This is a genomic window from Kribbella sp. WER1 (assembly GCF_054189145.1).
In genome coordinates, this window is record NZ_CM135186.1 from 5,484,973 (window position 1) to 5,501,499 (window position 16,527).

The window sequence follows — 16,527 nt, forward strand, 5'->3', positions numbered from 1 at the left end:
GCGCGTCGGCGGGTTACAGCTGTGCGGTCGGGGTGCCCGCGCCGTGCAGGAGGGTGTCGACGACCTGGGTGGCGAGGGTGTCGATGCCGGTCTGGTCGGCGTCGCCGTTCTGGGCGACCTCGTGGAGGAGGGCGTAGTACACGCGGCGGACCCAGATCAGGTCGACGTCGTCGCGCAGTACGCCTGCCTCCTGCAGGCGGGCGAAGAGGCGGTCGCAGGAGGCAACGACGCCGGCCATGATCTCGTCGCTCTCGGAGCTCGCGGCCAGCGCGCTGTTCATCGAGAAGCCCCAGGACAGCTTGACCTCGAGGGCGTTGGCGGTCGCCTGGTAGAGCGCGACCAGCGGCGGCGCGGTGTCGAAGCGGGCCTCGTCAACAGCGCTCGCGAGCTGGCGGGACGCCCAGGTCTTCATCGTGGTGACCAGCGCCTCGCGGGTGGCGAACCGCCGGTGCACGGTCGTCCGGGCGACGCCGGCCGCGGTGGCGATCTCCTCCATCGAGGCGGACGGGTTCCGGTTCAGGACCCGCTCGGCGGACTCGAGGATGGTCCGCACGGTCCGCTCGGCGTCGCTGCGCAGGGGTCGGGCGGTCATGGGTCAGAGACTACCCGCTTGTCCTCTCTTGCGAGCTACTTGCGACATATCTGTTGCAAGTAGTAGCTTTAAGGCGTCAGTCAAGATGCAAGAGGGGTTGCCATGGATCTGCAGTTGAAGGACAAGACGGCGCTCGTCACCGGGGCCAGCCGGGGGATCGGGCTCGCGGTCGTGGAGCAGTTGCTGGCGGAGGGCGCGCGGGTGGTCGCGGTCGCGCGGACGGCCACGCCGGAGTTGCGTGACACCGGCGCGTTCGTCGTACCGGCGGATCTCGCCGCTGCGGACGGGCCGGAGCGGGCGGTGGCGGCGGCGCTCGCCGAGGTGGGGGAGCTGGACCTGCTGGTGAACAACGTCGGCGGTGGTGACGGGGAGCTGGCGGCCGGGTTCCTGAACCTCGACGACGAGGCGTGGCGGCAGCTGTTCGAGGTGAACTACTTCGCGACCGTACGGACGACCCGGGCCGCGCTGCCGAGTCTGCTCCGGCGTTCCGGCGCGATCGTCAACGTGTCGTCGAACAGCGCCCGGGTGCCGGCGAACGGCCCGGCGCCGTACACGACCGCGAAGGCTGCGCTGACCGCGCTCGGGAAGGCCCTCGCCGAGGAGTTCGGCCCGCAAGGCGTGCGGGTGAACACGGTGTCACCCGGCCCGGTGCGGACCGCGTTGTTGACGGATCCGGCCAGGTACGGCGGCCAGCTCGCGCGGACGCTCGGCGTACCGCACGACGCCCTGCTCGCCGCGCTGCCGCAGCAGACGGGCATGCTCACCGGCCGGCTGATCGAGCCGGCCGAGGTGGCCGCCCTCGTCGTGCAGCTGTGCTCGCCGGTGACCGCGAGCATCGTCGGCGCGGACTACCTGATCGACGGCGGCAGCGTGAAGACGGCCTGAACCGCCGTACCTGCTGGAGGTACGGCGGTTCGCGATCGGCTACTTGGTGCCGAAGGAGTAGACGGTGGTCGACTTGTACGTCTCGCCGGGGCGGAGGACGGTGGACGGGAAGTTGGGGTGGTTCGGCGAGTCCGGGAAGTGCTGGGTCTCGAAGGCGAACGCGTCGCCCTGGCGGTAGGCCTTCTTCCCGATGCCGAGGAACGTGCCGTCGAGGAAGTTGCCGCTGTAGAACTGCACGCCGGGCTGGTCGGTGTGGACCTCGATGGTGCGGCCGTGCTCCGGCTCCCAGAAGCGTCCGGCGAGCCGGAGGCCGTTCTTGTCCGGCTCGCCGCCGAGCACGAAGTTGTGGTCGTACCCGCGCCCGAACACCAGCTGCTCGTGGTCGCCGCGGAGCCGGGCGCCGATCGCGGTCGGCCGGCTGAAGTCGAACGGCGTACCGGCGACCGGGGCGAGCTCGCCGGTCGGGATCAGGTTCACGTCCACCGGCGTGTACTTCGGCGCGTTCAGCTCGAGCACGTGGTCGTAGATCGTGCCGTTGCCCTCGCCGAGCAGGTTGAAGTAGCAGTGGTTGGTGAGGTTCACGATCGTCGGCTTGCCGGCGACCGTCGCGTGGTAGTCGATCCGCAGGCTGTCGCGGGTGTCGAGCGTGTACGTGACGGTGTTGGTGAGCTCACCGGGGAAGCCCATCTCGCCGTCCGGGCTGACGTAGGTGAATGCGACGCCGACCGACGAGTCGTCCTGGACGACCTTCGCCGTCCAGACCTTCTTGTCGAAGCCGATCGTGCCGCCGTGCAACGCGTTCTCGCCGTTGTTGACCGGGATCTGGTACGCCGTCCCGTCGAGCGTGAACTTGCCCTTGGCGATCCGGTTGCCGTACCGGCCGATGGTGGCGCCGAAGTACGGGCTGAGCTTCGCGTAGTCCGGCAGGTTGTCGAAGCCGAGGCTGATGTTCTCGGTCCGGCCGCGGCGGTCCGGGGTCTCGATCCGCTGCAGGGTCGCGCCCCAGGTCAGCATCGAGATCGTCACCCGGCCGTTGGTGAACGTGTAGACGTCCACCCCTTGGCCGTCGGGGGTGGTACCGAACGGGTCCTTGCGGATCTCGAGCTTGCCGTGGTGTGCGCCCATGGCCGCCAACTTATCCGGCGTACCAGTGCCGGTACTGGCTTGGGTGGCGGTTCGGGTGGCCGCTTCCGCGGTGCTGCTGAGAGCGCCCGCGGCGGCGGCACCGAGGCCCAGGGCGCCGGCGGTCCGCAGGACCTGGCGGCGGGGCAGGTGATCGGGCATCGCAATCCCCTCAATCGTTGTAGAACCTGACCTGGGCACGATAAGCGCGCTGTACCGGTGTGTGGAACAGTTCGTAACGGTTCGAATTCGTCCGATCTCTCAGCGGTGACCGGATCGTTCCGCTATCCGCCCCGATCGAGCCTTCAGCGGTACGCCGGTGCACGCGCACGATGGGGTCATGAGCCGAACCGCACTGATCGTGATCGACGTCCAGGAATCGTTCCGGGTCCGCCCGAACTGGCAGCTGGTGAACCACCCCGACATCGCCGACCGGGTCCAGCGCCTGGTCCGTGCTGCCCGCGACCGGGACGAGCTGGTGGTGTGGGTGCTGCACACCGAACCCGGGACCGGTGGCGCGTTCGACCCGGCCGAGGGACACGTCCGGCTGCTCGACGGACTCGAACCGCTGCCGGCCGAGCCGGTGATCCGGAAAACGTCGCACAACGCCTTCACCACAACGAATCTGCAGCAACTTCTCACCCAGGAAAGTGTTTCCGAAATCGTTGTCTGCGGGATTCGCACCGAGCAGTGCTGTGAGACCACCGCCCGGGTCGGGTCGGACCTCGGGTACGACGTCGTGTTCGTCACCGAGGCGACCGCGACGATGGCGCTCGCGCACTGGTCGATCCGCGAGCAGGCGTCGGTCGAGGAGATCCTCGCCGACCCGCGGACGCTGTCGGCGGACCAGGTCACCGAGCGCACGGAGTACGCACTGGCCGGCCGGTTCGCGACGATCCGGACCCTCGACGAGCTGACCGCCATACCCGTGGCATCCTGACCGAATGCGCCCCACCCGCGTGGTCTTCGTACTGGTGCCGCGGCTCCACTTGCTGGATCTGGCCGGCCCGGCGCAGGTGTTCACGACCGCGAACGACTTCGGGTACGGCTACGACGTGTCGTACGTGGCCGAGTCCGACGAGGTCGCGACCGCGCAGGGCGTGCCGTTGCGCACGCAGTCGGAGTGGCCGGAGCTGGAGCCCGGCGACCTGATCGTCGTACCGGGGTGGCGGTCGCCGCGGTTGTCACCGGAGCCGCCGATCGGGCTGGAGTTCCGGCGCCGGCTGCGGGCGCACCACGCGGCCGGCGGGACGGTCGCGAGCGTCTGCTCCGGCGCCGACGCGCTCGGCTGGGCCGGACTGCTCGACGGGCGGCGGTTCACCACCCACCACGACCTCACCGACGAGCTGGCCGCCCGATATCCGCGGGCGACCATCGTCCGGGACGTGCTGTACGTCGAGGACGACCGGGTGATCACCTCCGCCGGCATCGCCAGCGGGATCGACCTCGCTCTGCACCTGGTCGCGGTCGGCCGCGGCGCCGAGGCGGCCGCCCGGGTGGCGCGGGAGATGGTCGTCTACGCCCGGCGGAACGGCGACGAACTGCAGGAGTCCGCGATGCTCCGGCACCGTGACCACCTCAACGACCTCGCGCACCGCGTCCAGGACGTCATCGACGCCCGGTACGCCGACAAGCTCCCGCTCGCCGAACTGGCCGGCGACGTCGGCGTCAGCGAACGCACGCTGACCCGGATCTTCACCACCGCGACCGGCCTCACGCCGCTGCGCTACCAGCAGCTGCTCCGGGTGGAACGGGCCGAGCACCTGATCGGCCACGGCAGCACCGTCGAGTCCGCGGCGCGGTCGGTCGGGTTCGAGGATCCGCGGATGCTCCGCCGGCTGCGGTCCCGCGCGTCCGTCTAGACCGGAACCAACTTTTCCTCCGGAGCGGTCGTCTACCAGGGACAACCGATCGAACGAGGGGGACGAACCATGAAGGTTGCTCGGGGCATCCGTCGCGGGGTGGTCGCGACCGGTGCGGCGACCGCGACACTGGCCGTGGGGCTCAGCCTGCTGGCGACGCAGGGGGCCGGCGCGGCCACCACGAGTGCGACGGCGCTGAGCCGTTCGCAACTGCTGACCGTCGGACAGGTGAAGCAGGCCGACGCCCGCCGCGACTGGAGCCGGCAGGTGGACAGGGGAGTCCTGCCGTCGACGTACTGCGGCCCGGCCTCGACCGAGGGCAAGCACGTGGCGGCCCGGATGGCGCGTGGGTTCACCGACGAGATGGACGCGTACGGCGCGCAGTACGTGAGCCGGTACGCGAACGCCGCGAGCGCGCGGGCGGCCTACAACTCGGTGATCGCGACGCTGAAGACCTGCACGTACAGCAAGCCGGCGCCGACGCACGCGCGGAAGATCACCGAGAACCGGGTCGTGAAGGGCGCCTCCGGGGACCTCACCCAGGTGATCCGTTGGTACGACTACCCGAAGCCGAACGACCCGGGCAGCGAGGCCGGCGGCTTCCCGTACGCGGTCACGCTCAAGGGCCGGACCGTGTCGGTGCTCGCCTTCCGCGAGATGGGCCCCGGCGTACCGGCGCCCAACTTCGACAGGCTCGCCCGCCAGGCGGCCGCGAAGATCACCAGCTGATCAACCGCATGTGCGGCCGCGGTCCGGTCGTGAGCTCGGCGCGCACCAACTCCGGGGTGTGAACAGCGACCGTTCCGTAGGGGGTCGCGCGCCGGGCCGCGACCCAGTCGATCAGGGCGGCCGGGCGGGTGATGTCGCCGGTGAAGTGCAGCAGGTTGAGGTACCAGATGTCGCGGCGCTCGGTCTCGTACCAGGCATCTGCCCCGAGTTCGGTGGTCAGCCGGTCGCTGAAGGTGCCGGCGGCCGGGCCGACGGGCTCGGCGCACGCCATCACGGTCCCCGGAGTGAGGGTGAGACCGGTAATCCGGAACGTCGCTGCCCCTTCGGTGGGGGCGTGCTGTGCACCGGCGTCGGCGAGGTGGGTGCCGGCGCGGGTGAGGGCGGACCGGTAGCGGGTGGCGGCCGGGTCGTCGGTGGGGATGTTTTCGCGGCGGGGCTCCAGCGCTCGTACGGTCAGGTGGGCCGAGCCCAGCTGGCCGGTCTGCCAGTGGTGGGGACCGGCGAGCGCGGCTGCCTCCTGGGTGAGGGCGTCCAGCACCCGTGCCTCGGCGGGCCGGAGGACGACCGACAACGGCCAGCGGCCGCCCTCGCGGGGGACGGGCTCGCGGTGGTGGGTGCCGGCGGCGATCAGCGGCGCCGCGGACGTGAACAGTTGGTCGAACTTCGTGGTCTCGATGATGAAGCCTCCTCGGATCGGTAGACGCCAGGTCTGGACAGCTGGTTGGTGGGTAGATGACTGTGGGTCGCGACCGCTCAGGAGGGGGAGAGGACTCACCGAATGAAGCTCCGCTATGTGTTGAGCAGCATCATGCTGATGGTTCCGCTGGCGATGGTTGCCCCGGCGACCGCCGCACCGCAGGGCCCGGCAGCCGACCCGAACGCCGCCGCGAAGGTGCCGTCGATGCTCCGGGACGCCGCCAAGGCCGCCGCCGCGAAGCAGGCAGGCGTGGCGGCCCGGGCGATGGGTGTCGAGAGCAACGGCCGGATCGGCGTCCAGGTGTACGCCGCCGCTCCGATCACCGCCGCCCAGCAGGACCAGCTGACCGCGCTCGGCGCCACCGTCGAGAAGAACGCCGCCGATTTCAAGAGCAGCATCGACCTGCCGACCACCGGCCTGGTCTCGGCCACCGTCCCGTACGACAAGCTCGACGCGGTCGCCGCGCTCGGCTGGGTCAGCGCGCTGCGCCCGGCGCTGCGGCCCGCGGTCGACGTCGGCCCGGTCACCGCCGAGGGCGTCCAGCTGCACCAGGCGGACAAGGCCCAGGCGCGCGGGCTGACCGGCCGAGGCCAGAAGGTCGGCGTGATCTCCGGCGATGCCGACCACGTCGCGGAGGCGATCGCGGCGGGCGAGCTGCCTCCGGACACGCAGGTGCTGCGGAGTGCGTCGTACGACGACGACGAGGGCACCGCGATGATGGAGATCATTCACGACATGGCGCCGGACGCGAAGCTGGCGTTCGCGAGCACGCTGGACACGAACGCCGACTACTTCCAGGCGTTCCACGTACTGGCCAACGCCGGCGTCACGATGATCGCGGAGGACATCGCGCTCGACGACGAGCCGGTGTTCCAGCAGGGCCTCGGCGCCGCAACGGCCGAGGCCCTCGCCAAGCACGGCATCTGGGTCAGCTCGTCGTCCGGCAACCTCGGCAACCGGCACGCCCCGCGGGTGACCGCTGTCGGCACCGGCAAAGGCCCCGACGGCGTCACCGGACCGTACACCGGCTGCTCGAAGAACCCCGACAACGTGGTGAAGCTGCGCGGCAACGACACGACGTACGACCTGAACCTGCTGCCCGGCGCCGGGATCCGGCCGACGCTGCAGTGGAGCGAGCCGCGGGCGATCTACCCGACCGCCGGCCAGGGCGGGTTCACCGACCTGAACCTGTACCTGATGGACGCCACCGGCACCAAGTGCCTCGCCTCCAGCACGAACGTGCAGGCCAACGGCGTCGGCGACACGATCGAGCAGTTCGACTACTTCAACACGACCGGCGCGGCGCAGCCGGTGAAGCTGGTCGTGAACGTGGCCGGTACGTCGACCGCCCGCAAGGCGCCGATCCTGGACCTCCGCTGGCGCGCGCTGGCGGCCGGTGTCCAGACCCTCGACCCGACCGACGCGGCCGGTTCGCTGAACCCGGACTCGAACTACACGATCTTCGCCACCAGCGCGGGCGCCGTGAACGCGAGCGTGTCGACCGACCCGAAGACCTCGCCGGTGGAGCCGTACAGCGCCGCCGGTCCCGTGCAGCTGGTGACCACGACCCGGTGCCCCGGCGGCAAGCCCGGTCCGTGCAAGGGCATCCCGGGCGGCGGCGCGCTGAGCTTCCCGGCACCGAACTGGCTGGCCGGCGACGGTGAGTCCGTCAGCGGCGCGGGTGGCTTCGGCTCCGGCACCTGCCCGACCACGACCGAGGGCGCCTGCCGCTTCTTCGGTACGTCGGCGTCCGCGCCGACCGCCGCAGGTGTGGCCGCGCTGACCCGGCAGCAGTTCGGCGGTCGCCTCGCCCCGGTGGCCCTGAACGCCCTGCTCGCGGCCAAGGCCGTGCACCGGAGCGAGCCGGGCTCGGGAGCCGGAGTACTGGACGCGAATTAAGAAGTCGTAGTGGTCCGATTGAGAACGAATTCAGCACTCGTATTCATGGACCGATGCCGCCATCCCCCGAAAGGATGGCGGCATGACTACACGTTTCGGGGTTTTCGTACCGCAGGGCTGGAAGATGGATCTGGCGGGCATTGCGGATCCGATCGAGCAGTGGGAGGCGATGACCGCGGTCGCGAAGCGGGCCGACGAGCAGTCCTGGGACTCGATCTGGCTGTTCGACCACTTCCACACGGTGCCGGAGCCGAGTGACAACACCACGTTCGAGTGCTGGAGCGCGACCGCCGCGCTGGCCCGCGACACCAAGCGGGTGAACATCGGCCAGATGGTCGGCTGCAACGGGTACCGGAACCCGGCGCTGTACGCGAAGATCGCCTCCACCGTCGACGTCGCCAGCCACGGCCGGCTGTACGCCGGGATCGGCGCGGGCTGGTACGAGCACGAGTGGAAGGCGTACGGCTACGAGTGGACCGACATCCCGCAGCGGATGGCGGCGTTCCGCGAGGCCACCGAGATCATCTACAAGATGTGGACCGAGGACAAGCCGGTCTACAACGGCAAGTACTACTCGATCGACGCGCCGATCAACGAGCCGAAGGGCGTCCGCAAGCCGCACCCGAGCTTCTGGATCGGCGGCGGCGGCCCGAAGGTGACGCTGAAGCTGGTCGCGCAGTACGCCGACGCCGCGAACATCGGCGGCGGCAAGCCGGAGCTGTTCAAGGAGAAGGCGGACATCCTCCGCGGCCACTGCCAGAAGGTCGGCCGGGACTACGACGAGATCATCAAGTCGACGAACTTCAACATCTTCCCGATCGACAAGGGCGACGACCCGCAGAAGGCGACCGCGAAGGCACTCGGGCCGATGGACCGGGAGAAGTTCGACCGGGACAACCTGATCGCAACCGAGGACGAGATCGCGGACAAGGTCGAGGCGGTCCTGGAGGCCGGCGCCGACTACGTCATCTTCTACGTCCCCGGCGTAGCCTACGACCTCGACCTGCTGGAGCGCGCCGAGCGCATCGCCAAGCGCTTCGCCTGACTTTGAGAACCCACCAACCATTTCGGCGCGAGATTTGTGGTTGGTGGGTTCTCAAAGTGACCAGATCCGGTCATGGCGGATGTAGGTCAGTGGGAGTGGTGGACTGGGGGTTCGGGGGACTGTGAGGGTTCTGGCGATGGCCTCGCGTGGGTCGGGGCATCGGGAGGTGTCCGCCTGTGTTTTCCCGATTGTCCCGGGCCGCTACGGGTCTGCTCGCCGCGACGGTCGTCGGTTCCCTGTTACTGCCGACCGCCGCGCAGGCAGGACCACCCGCCGGCACCGCACCGGGCGTCCAGGCGACGCCCGGTGCGACCAGCAAGCGCATCACGCTCGTCACCGGCGACGTCGCCGAACTGAGCACGAACTCGGCCGGCCAGGTCTCGGCCCGGCTGCTCGGCGACGAGCCGTACTACTTCGGCACGTTCGACGGCGAGGTCACGCTGATCCCGGCCGAGGCGTACCCGCTGTTCTCCGCGGGCCGCCTCGACAAGCGCCTGTTCAACCTGACGGAGCTGGCCGCCCAGGGGTACGACGACGCGAGCAGCTCCACGCTTCCGCTGCTCGTCACCGGCGCCGCCCCGGCCGTCTGGAGCATGACCGCCACGGTCCGCCGTACCCTCCCCAGCGTCGGGAGCACCGCGGTCTCCGTGCAGAAGTCCGACGCGAAGACGTTCTGGAACGGCGTCAGCGGTCCGGCAACGTTCAAGTCGAGCGAGGTCAGCAAGATCTGGCTCGACGGCCGGACGCACGCCACCGACGAGCAGTCGATGCCGCAGATCGGTGCGCCGACCGCCTGGAAGCAGGGGTACGACGGCCACGGCGTGAAGGTCGCCGTCCTCGACACCGGGTACGACGCCGGGCACCCCGACCTCGCCAAGCAGGTCGTCGCGTCCGAGAGCTTCGTCCCGGACCAGGCCGTCCAGGACGGACACGGTCACGGCACGCACACCGCATCGATCGTGGCCGGCCTCGGTACGGCGTCCGACGGCAAGCGGAAGGGCGTTGCGCCCGGCGCGGAGCTGCTGATCGGCAAGGTGCTCGACAACGGCGGCAGCGGTACCGACTCCGAGGCGATCGCCGGCATGGAGTGGGCCGTCCAGCAGGGCGCGAAGGTGATCAGCATGAGCCTCGGCGGGCTGCCGTCCGACGGCACCGACCCGATGAGCGAGGCGGTCGACCGGCTGGCCAGGTCCAGCGGCGCGCTGTTCGTGATCGCGGCCGGCAACTCCGGCGCCGAGCAGACCGTCGGCTCGCCCGGCGCTGCGTCCGAGGCGCTGACCGTCGGCGCCGTCGACCAGAACGACAAGCTCGCGAACTTCTCCAGCCGCGGCCCGCGCCTCGGCGACGGCGCACTGAAGCCCGAGGTCACCGCCCCGGGCGTCGAGATCGCGGCCGCCCGCGCGGCCGGGACCGAGCAGGGCCACGTGCTCGGCCAGTACTACACCGCGATGAGCGGTACGTCGATGGCCACCCCGCACGTCGCCGGTGCCGCCGCCATCCTCGCGGAACGGCACCCGGACTGGACCGGCCCGCAGTTGAAGGCCGCGCTCGCGTCCACCGCCGTACCGTCCGCGGGCGCGCGGACCGACCAGCAGGGGCTCGGCCGGATCGACATCCCGAACGCGCTCGACCCGAAGGTGCTGCCGGACGCCGCGACGCTGTTCTTCGGCGACCTGTCCTGGACCGGTGCGGCCGCCCCCGCGCCGGTCGAGCGGTCCGTTGCTTACCGCAACAACTCGAACCGGCCGGTGACGCTGACGTTGTCGGTCGGCGCGCAGTCCGCGGCCGGCGTACCGGCAGGGCTCACGGTCAGCCCGGCCCGGCTGACGATCCCGGCCGGCGGTACGGCGGCTGCAACCGTCACGCTCGATCTGGCGAAGACGCGAGCCGGCAACTACGCCGGCGTACTGACCGCGAAGGCCGGGGGAGCGGCGTACCGGACCGGGCTCGGGTTCGCGGCCGGTGGGCGGCTGAACCAGGTGACCGTGAAGGCGATCGGCCGCGACGGGCAGCCCGCCACCACGAAGGCCGGCGCGAGCGGCGTGCAGCTGTGGAACCAGGACACCGGCGACGTCACCTCGATCGCGTTCGACCAGACCGGCAGCCGCACGCTCTCGGTACCGACCGGGCGCTACAGCGTGATGGCGTACGCGGTCGGCGGCGACGAGGCCAACTGGGCGAACTCGCTGACACTGCTCGGCGACCCGGACGCGTGGATCGACGGCGACCGGACGTTCACGTTCGACGCCCGGACCGCGCACAAGGTGACGATCAAGACCCCGCGCCCGGCCGACGCGCAGAGCATCGGTCTGGCCTGGCACCGCAAGGTCGGCGACCGGGACGCAGTCTCCGGTTGGTCGTTCAACGGCAAGATCGCGAACGGCGTGTACGTGCAGGACTTCGGGAAGGTTGCCGATGGCACCTTCCAGGTCGTGCAGCGCTGGGACCTGGCGCAGCCGCAGCTGACCGTCGACCTGCCCGGCACCGGCAAACTCCCGACCCCGGGCCCCGGCTCGTCGCGGAGCGTGTACGTCGGCAACGGCAGCCTGCCGCTGTCGAACGGCGGCGACGGCACCCCCGCGGAGCTTGCCGCCAGCAAGGACGGCATCGCGCTGGTCCGGTGGGGCGGCTACTCCGCGACCGTCGCGCAGGTGCAGGCGGCGAAGGCGGCCGGCGCCAAGGTGGTGTTCCTGTACAACGCGGCGCCCGGCTGGTGGAGCACCGCGACCGAGCAGGGCATCCCCGTCTACATCCTGCAGTCCGTGCAGGGAAAGCAACTGCTCGACGCCCTCTCCAACGGCCCGGTGTCGCTGCAGCTGAGCGGCGTCCGCGACAGCACCTACCGGTACGACGTCGCGCTCGGCCCGTCGGTCGTCAAGGGCGGCCTCACGTACGACGTCGCGAAGATGAACCCGGCCGTCGTGACGACGGACTTCCAGCAGAACGACGCGTTCTGGCTGCACAGCGACAAGCGGGTCGCGCATCTGCCCGGGATCGCGACGGGGCTGACCGCGTCGCGTTCGGTGGCGGCCGCGGTCAAGCGGACCGACTACCTCGTCACGGACGTGAAGGGCGTGACGTGGGACGAGCAGACGTCGGCGGGTGAGTGGAACGAGACCGGCTTCGAGTCGACGATCCCGCGGTCGTACAAGCCGGGCGAGCAGGTCACGCGCGGGTGGTGGCAGCCGCTGACGCGTCCCGCCGTACCGGGGTTGTCCGATGCGCCGGGTGACGTGGCGCAGGGGTGGCCGCCGGCGCGGTTCGAGAACGCGTTGCGGATCGCGATTCCGCAGTACGTCAGCGGGGACCGGAGCGTGTTCGGCTGGGCGGATCGCGGTGACGTGACGAGCATGACGCTGAGCAGCAACGGGGTGCAGCTGGGCAGCAAGAACTGGTCGGTCGCGCAGTTCGCGGTCCCGGCGAAGGCGGCCTGGTACGACCTGACGCTCGACCTGCAGCGCGGGCCGAACAGCTGGGCGAAGACGTCCACGTCGACGCACACCCGATGGCATTTCCTGTCGGCGCCGTCGAAGAGCACCGCCGTCCTGCCGCTGGTCCAGGTCGACTACAAGCACACCGACGGGTGGCTCGAGCTGACGCCGCGGTACCAGCCCGGGGTGCGCGGAATCGGCGTTTTCCGAACCAGCGCAGAGATTTCCTTCGACGGGAAGACCTGGCAGAAACTCCCGCTGCTCGGTTTCGGAACTTTCCGAACACGTGTTCCGGCCGGTTCCTACCCGAGTATCCGGGTAACCGCCGCCGACCTGATCGGCAACAGCATCACCCAGACGATCGACCGCGCCTGGAACTGAACGTTAAAAAGGGCGACGCCACGGAGCCGGGGGGATTGCTCCGTGGCGTCGCCAGGGGCGCGCCAAGGGAGGGGTGGGGGCTGGCGCGCCGGTCATGGGGTTGGTTGGGAGGATCAGCTCCCGAGGACGCCTCCACCCAGGACGCCCAGCAGGCCGAGCAGCGACAGCAGGTTGCGGATCACCTGGTCGACGGCCTTCGTACCGCCCGTCTGGTAGGCGGTCACGCACTTCTGCAGCTGCTCCTGCGTCGGCTTGGTGATCGTCACCTTCGCCATCTGGGTCTGGCAGTACGTGGTGGCCGTCTGCAGCTCGTGCAAGGTGCTGCCGACGGTACCGACGATCAGGCCGGCGGCCGTCTTCAGCGTTGCGACGCCGGGCGGCGGCGGGGTGGTCGTGGTCGGCGTCGTCGGCCGGGCGGTCGGCTTCGTCGGGGTCGGGATCACCGGCGGCGGCGTGGCCGTGGGCTTGTCCGTCGGCTTCTCGGTCGTCGGCCGTGGGGTCGGCGTCGCGGTCGGACGGGTGCCGCCGCGCTCGTCGGTGATGACCGGGGTCGGCGTGACCGGCGGTGGCGTCGGGATGTCGATCGCCTTCGGCAGGTCCTTGTCCGTCGGCGGGTTGATCGTCTGGTCGCCGATCTGGTCGCCGGCCTTCAGGTCGTCGTTGCCGGTGGTCCCGTCGCCGACCGCGATCCAGCTGCCACCCGCGTACGCCTTGGCGATGCTGGTCACCAGGTCGGCGTACTGCTGGGAGTGGTTGTAGCGCAGCAGCGCGGCGTTCAGGTCGCTCGCCTTGGACAGGTCGGTCTTTCCGGAGCACAGGTACACCGCGGTCGACATCGCCGCGTCGTTGATGTCCTGCGGGTTCCGCACGCCGTCGCCGTCGCCGTCCACTCCCACAGCTCGCCAGGTGCTGGGGATGAACTGCATCGGGCCGACCGCGCGGTCGAACGCGCCGTCGCCGTCGAACGCCCCCGCGTCGGTGTCGGCGATCTTCGCCGTCCCGGCCGAACCGTCCAGCCGCGGTCCGAAGATGCCCGGCACGGCGACGCCCTTCGAGTTCAGCGAGTTGCCGCCGAAGCGGCCGTGGTTGGACTCGACGCGGCCGATCGCGGCCACCAGCGTCCACGGCAGGTGACAGCCCGGATCCGCCTGCGCCAGCACCTGCTGGGCCCGCGAGTAGGCCTTCAGCGCGGTGTTCGGGATGCCGTTGCTGGACAGCCCGGAGACCACCTGGGTCGGCTGCTCGCCGGGGTCGACCCCGGGCCCGACGGTGCCCGGCACCGGCACGTTCGCCGGCTCAGCGATCGGCAGCTTCGGCACGACGACCGGGTTGTTCCCGGACAGGCCGCTCTCCAGTGACGCGGTGGCGATCACCGGATTGTCCGTGGCACTGACGGTGAACGCGCTCGCGAACAGCGCTACCGGGATCAGCGGCGCCACCTGACGCCACCCGCTACCCGTGGCGCGGCGCTTGCCCTTCGCCATCGATGAATCCCCTCCGTGACTCAACGACCGGTCCGGCCCCACGCTGCGGACAGTCTTTGCGTCTTGTCGGTTGCCGTCGTGTTAGGTCTAACGTCCGCCCCGTTGCGTGGGTTACGCGCCGGACCCAGACCATGTACGTGCGGTCACCGGGTACCCATACTGGCGCATATCCGGTTCGGATGGCTACTGCAAGTGTTGAAAACGTTCACTTTTTGGGGCAGGCTCACCGGTCCATACCGGACACGGGGTCCGTCCGGGAAGCTCCGGTGGCAGCGTGAGTGCCGCCGATCACGGGAGGAGCGACCCATGCACGAACGGCTCGAAGAGTGGAGCGATTGGCTCCGCGCCGGTGGCGCCTCCGAGAACACGATCCGCACGCGGACAACGAGTGTGCGGCTTCTCTGCGCCCACGCCGGGACGGCTGACCCGGTGTCGATCGCCACCATGCAGGCGGTCCGGTGGCTAGCGTCCTGCACCGCGGCTTGGACGCGTTGCACCTACTCGACCAGTGCCCGCGCCTGGTTCGCGTGGTTGGTTGCCCGTGGCTACCGAATCGACAACCCGATGGACGGCGTACCGGTCCCGAAGACACCGCGCACTACTGCGAGGCCGGCGCCGTCCGACGCGATCCGCGCTGTGCTGACGACACAGCCTCGCCGGGCCCGCGCGTACGTCACGCTCGCGACGTTCCTGGGGCTGCGTGTCCACGAGATCGCCAAGGTGCGGGGCGAGGAGTTCCGGGACGGCTGGTACTACGTGACCGGCAAGGGGGACAAGGCGGCCGCGATCCCGGTCCACCCGGCGGTCGAGCAGCTGCGCAATGGGTTCCCCGAGCAGGGGTTCTGGTTCCCCGGCCGCGACGACGGGCACGTGTGGTCCCCGACCGTGACGAAGACCATCGGTGAGGCGTTCCGGCGGTGCGGGTTCGAGGTCACCGCCCACCAGCTCCGGCACTGGTACGGCACCCACGCGCAACGGGTCGGGAAGGACTCGCGGGTGACTCAGCAGCTGCTGCGGCACGCGAACCTGGCTTCGTCCCAGATCTACACCGAGGTCGCAGACCTCAGCATGCAAGAGACGATCCGTCGACTGACGGTCTGACAGCAGTCGGCCCCGGCCTGGTGCTCCCACACCGGCCGGGGCCTCGACCAGAACCACCGGAGAGAGGTCCTGATCGTGACCACCACCCTATCTACACCCGATCCGGCCGCGCAGGTCGCGCAGGTCCGGGAGATCTTCGAGGGCCGAACGTTCATGCACAGCTGCGAGTCGACGCTGCTGGAGATCCGGCGGGTCGTGTACCCGCCGGGTGACCCGGCGCCGGTCCGCCGCACCGAACGCGGATGGCCGGAGCTCAAGCCGTCCGACGACCCGCAATCCAACACCTGACGGGGGAGGAACCCACCATGTCGCAGTACCAGCAAGGCCCGCAGGACCCGCACGAGCCGTACCGCAACCCGCAGATGCCGCCGCCCGGCTGGCAGCCGCCCCCGCCGCCGAAGAAGAAGCACACGGTGCGGAACGTGCTGCTGATCATCGGCGGGGTGGTCGTGCTCCTGGTCGTGGTCGCGTTGATCGCGCCGCCGCAGAACACCGGTACGCCGGGCGCGGGGTCCTCGCCGAGCAAGACGGCCGCGGGCAAGCCGACCGCAGCCGCGACGACGACCGCGCCGGCCAAGCCGAAGGACGGGCACGTGGTCGTCTACAAGGTGGCCGGCACAGCCAAGGCTGCGTCGTTGACGTACACCATCGACGGGTCGACCAGCATGGAGCAGGCGAGCGACCAGCGGTTGCCGTGGTCGAAGCAGCTCACCGTGAAGTCCGGGCCGATGAACGCGTACCAGGTGTCCGCGCAGAACTCGGGTACGTCGGGGACGGTGGTTTGTTCGATCGTGCTCGATGGTGTGCAGGTCAAGACAGCTACGGCCACGGGCGCCTACGCGATCGCCTCCTGTGATCACTTCGGCACCGAGTGACCGGTATGCTCCGCAACATGGTTACCGGAGACCAGCCCCCGCACGATGACGCCTCGATCCAGCCGGCCGATGAGCTGGCCGAGATCGCCGAGGTCGACAAGGTGCGCGAGCAACACGGGATCGTGAAGCAGTGCCGTGCGGCGTGGCACGACGGGAAGTCGGGCCACATCTGCGGTGAACCTGCCGGCCACGACGGGCCGCACATCTGCGCGACCGACAATGCCAAGTCCGGCCAGGCGCCGGCGCCCGAGACGAAGGACCCGAACCGGCGGTACGGGTACTTCCCGGGCTAGGTTCGCGGCCCGGCCCCCCTGATGCGGACGGCCGCGAGGCTGAATGCCCAGTGGGGGTAGCTCCGGCTACTCGCCGCCGGGACCGCGGAAAAGGCGACACCCCCCAAGACATCGTCTGGGGGGTGTCGTCG

Annotated in this window: 15 protein-coding genes; 11 read left to right on the forward strand and 4 right to left on the reverse strand. The window is 70.2% G+C overall.

Annotated elements, in window-relative coordinates:
* Positions 1 to 13: 13 nt before the first annotated feature.
* The gene (locus tag ACXJJ3_RS26600; RefSeq protein ID WP_458164569.1) at positions 14 to 592 is read right to left on the reverse strand and encodes a TetR/AcrR family transcriptional regulator; all 579 of its coding nucleotides are present in this window, start codon (positions 590 to 592) and stop codon (positions 14 to 16) included.
* Between the two features lie 102 nt (positions 593 to 694).
* Between ACXJJ3_RS26600 and ACXJJ3_RS26605 the strand changes: the two genes are divergently transcribed.
* Complete coding sequence (locus tag ACXJJ3_RS26605; RefSeq protein WP_458164570.1) at positions 695 to 1,477, forward strand: SDR family NAD(P)-dependent oxidoreductase; 783 nt, start codon at positions 695 to 697, stop codon at positions 1,475 to 1,477.
* A gap of 39 nt (positions 1,478 to 1,516) precedes the next feature.
* Here ACXJJ3_RS26605 and ACXJJ3_RS26610 read toward each other — a convergent pair whose 3' ends face one another.
* A complete protein-coding gene (locus ACXJJ3_RS26610; RefSeq protein ID WP_458164571.1) occupies positions 1,517 to 2,761 on the reverse strand; it encodes an aldose epimerase family protein in 1,245 nt (414 codons plus the stop codon).
* Positions 2,762 to 2,939: 178 nt separating this feature from the next.
* On the opposite strand from ACXJJ3_RS26610, the gene ACXJJ3_RS26615 reads away from it, so the two are divergent.
* The 3 genes from ACXJJ3_RS26615 to ACXJJ3_RS26625 all read left to right on the forward strand — a co-directional run bounded on the left by ACXJJ3_RS26615 (position 2,940) and on the right by ACXJJ3_RS26625 (position 5,190).
* Positions 2,940 to 3,539: an isochorismatase family protein gene (locus tag ACXJJ3_RS26615; RefSeq protein ID WP_458164572.1), complete on the forward strand. Its 600-nt coding sequence runs from the start codon at positions 2,940 to 2,942 to the stop codon at positions 3,537 to 3,539.
* 4 nt (positions 3,540 to 3,543) lie between these two features.
* Positions 3,544 to 4,461: a GlxA family transcriptional regulator gene (locus tag ACXJJ3_RS26620; protein WP_458164573.1), complete on the forward strand. Its 918-nt coding sequence runs from the start codon at positions 3,544 to 3,546 to the stop codon at positions 4,459 to 4,461.
* A gap of 69 nt (positions 4,462 to 4,530) precedes the next feature.
* Positions 4,531 to 5,190, forward strand: coding sequence for a hypothetical protein (locus tag ACXJJ3_RS26625; RefSeq protein WP_458164574.1), 660 nt, complete (start codon positions 4,531 to 4,533; stop codon positions 5,188 to 5,190).
* Here the strand turns inward: ACXJJ3_RS26625 and ACXJJ3_RS26630 are convergent.
* On the reverse strand, positions 5,180 to 5,965 hold the full coding sequence (locus tag ACXJJ3_RS26630) for a hypothetical protein (protein ID WP_458164575.1): 786 nt from the start codon (positions 5,963 to 5,965) through the stop codon (positions 5,180 to 5,182). The genes ACXJJ3_RS26625 and ACXJJ3_RS26630 overlap by 11 nt on opposite strands.
* A 3-nt stretch (positions 5,966 to 5,968) precedes the next feature.
* Between ACXJJ3_RS26630 and ACXJJ3_RS26635 the strand changes: the two genes are divergently transcribed.
* From ACXJJ3_RS26635 to ACXJJ3_RS26645, 3 genes are all read left to right on the forward strand, one after another.
* Positions 5,969 to 7,786 (forward strand): S8 family serine peptidase, encoded by a 1,818-nt coding sequence (locus tag ACXJJ3_RS26635; RefSeq protein WP_458164576.1) that lies wholly within the window; start codon positions 5,969 to 5,971, stop codon positions 7,784 to 7,786.
* 82 nt (positions 7,787 to 7,868) lie between these two features.
* A complete protein-coding gene (locus ACXJJ3_RS26640) occupies positions 7,869 to 8,831 on the forward strand; it encodes an LLM class F420-dependent oxidoreductase (RefSeq protein WP_458164577.1) in 963 nt (320 codons plus the stop codon).
* Between the two features lie 176 nt (positions 8,832 to 9,007).
* Positions 9,008 to 12,643 (forward strand): S8 family serine peptidase, encoded by a 3,636-nt coding sequence (locus ACXJJ3_RS26645; RefSeq protein ID WP_458164578.1) that lies wholly within the window; start codon positions 9,008 to 9,010, stop codon positions 12,641 to 12,643.
* A gap of 113 nt (positions 12,644 to 12,756) precedes the next feature.
* Here ACXJJ3_RS26645 and ACXJJ3_RS26650 read toward each other — a convergent pair whose 3' ends face one another.
* Positions 12,757 to 14,127: a lytic transglycosylase domain-containing protein gene (locus tag ACXJJ3_RS26650; RefSeq protein WP_458164579.1), complete on the reverse strand. Its 1,371-nt coding sequence runs from the start codon at positions 14,125 to 14,127 to the stop codon at positions 12,757 to 12,759.
* A 306-nt stretch (positions 14,128 to 14,433) separates the two neighbouring features.
* Here ACXJJ3_RS26650 and ACXJJ3_RS26655 point away from each other — a divergent pair, with 306 nt between their 5' ends.
* The 4 genes from ACXJJ3_RS26655 to ACXJJ3_RS26670 all read left to right on the forward strand — a co-directional run bounded on the left by ACXJJ3_RS26655 (position 14,434) and on the right by ACXJJ3_RS26670 (position 16,396).
* Complete coding sequence (locus tag ACXJJ3_RS26655) at positions 14,434 to 15,228, forward strand: tyrosine-type recombinase/integrase (RefSeq protein WP_458164580.1); 795 nt, start codon at positions 14,434 to 14,436, stop codon at positions 15,226 to 15,228.
* Positions 15,229 to 15,303: 75 nt separating this feature from the next.
* A complete protein-coding gene (locus tag ACXJJ3_RS26660; protein ID WP_458164581.1) occupies positions 15,304 to 15,516 on the forward strand; it encodes a hypothetical protein in 213 nt (70 codons plus the stop codon).
* Positions 15,517 to 15,533: 17 nt separating this feature from the next.
* Positions 15,534 to 16,103 (forward strand): MmpS family transport accessory protein, encoded by a 570-nt coding sequence (locus ACXJJ3_RS26665; RefSeq protein ID WP_458164582.1) that lies wholly within the window; start codon positions 15,534 to 15,536, stop codon positions 16,101 to 16,103.
* 17 nt (positions 16,104 to 16,120) lie between these two features.
* Positions 16,121 to 16,396 carry a hypothetical protein gene (locus tag ACXJJ3_RS26670; protein ID WP_458164583.1) on the forward strand — a complete coding sequence of 92 codons (276 nt, stop codon included), beginning with the start codon at positions 16,121 to 16,123 and terminating at the stop codon, positions 16,394 to 16,396.
* The last annotated feature ends 131 nt before the right edge of the window (positions 16,397 to 16,527 follow it).

Excerpts from the sequence above, each read along its gene's own strand:
- ACXJJ3_RS26600 (WP_458164569.1), bottom strand. The coding sequence starts at position 592 with ATGACCGCCCGACCCCTGCGCAGCGACGCCGAGCGGACCGTGCGGACC.
- ACXJJ3_RS26605 (WP_458164570.1), top strand. The coding sequence starts at position 695 with ATGGATCTGCAGTTGAAGGACAAGACGGCGCTCGTCACCGGGGCCAGC.
- ACXJJ3_RS26610 (WP_458164571.1), bottom strand. The coding sequence starts at position 2,761 with ATGCCCGATCACCTGCCCCGCCGCCAGGTCCTGCGGACCGCCGGCGCC.
- ACXJJ3_RS26615 (WP_458164572.1), top strand. The coding sequence starts at position 2,940 with ATGAGCCGAACCGCACTGATCGTGATCGACGTCCAGGAATCGTTCCGG.
- ACXJJ3_RS26620 (WP_458164573.1), top strand. The coding sequence starts at position 3,544 with ATGCGCCCCACCCGCGTGGTCTTCGTACTGGTGCCGCGGCTCCACTTG.
- ACXJJ3_RS26625 (WP_458164574.1), top strand. The coding sequence starts at position 4,531 with ATGAAGGTTGCTCGGGGCATCCGTCGCGGGGTGGTCGCGACCGGTGCG.
- ACXJJ3_RS26635 (WP_458164576.1), top strand. The coding sequence starts at position 5,969 with ATGAAGCTCCGCTATGTGTTGAGCAGCATCATGCTGATGGTTCCGCTG.
- ACXJJ3_RS26640 (WP_458164577.1), top strand. The coding sequence starts at position 7,869 with ATGACTACACGTTTCGGGGTTTTCGTACCGCAGGGCTGGAAGATGGAT.
- ACXJJ3_RS26650 (WP_458164579.1), bottom strand. The coding sequence starts at position 14,127 with ATGGCGAAGGGCAAGCGCCGCGCCACGGGTAGCGGGTGGCGTCAGGTG.
- ACXJJ3_RS26655 (WP_458164580.1), top strand. The coding sequence starts at position 14,434 with ATGCACGAACGGCTCGAAGAGTGGAGCGATTGGCTCCGCGCCGGTGGC.
- ACXJJ3_RS26665 (WP_458164582.1), top strand. The coding sequence starts at position 15,534 with ATGTCGCAGTACCAGCAAGGCCCGCAGGACCCGCACGAGCCGTACCGC.
- ACXJJ3_RS26670 (WP_458164583.1), top strand. The coding sequence starts at position 16,121 with ATGGTTACCGGAGACCAGCCCCCGCACGATGACGCCTCGATCCAGCCG.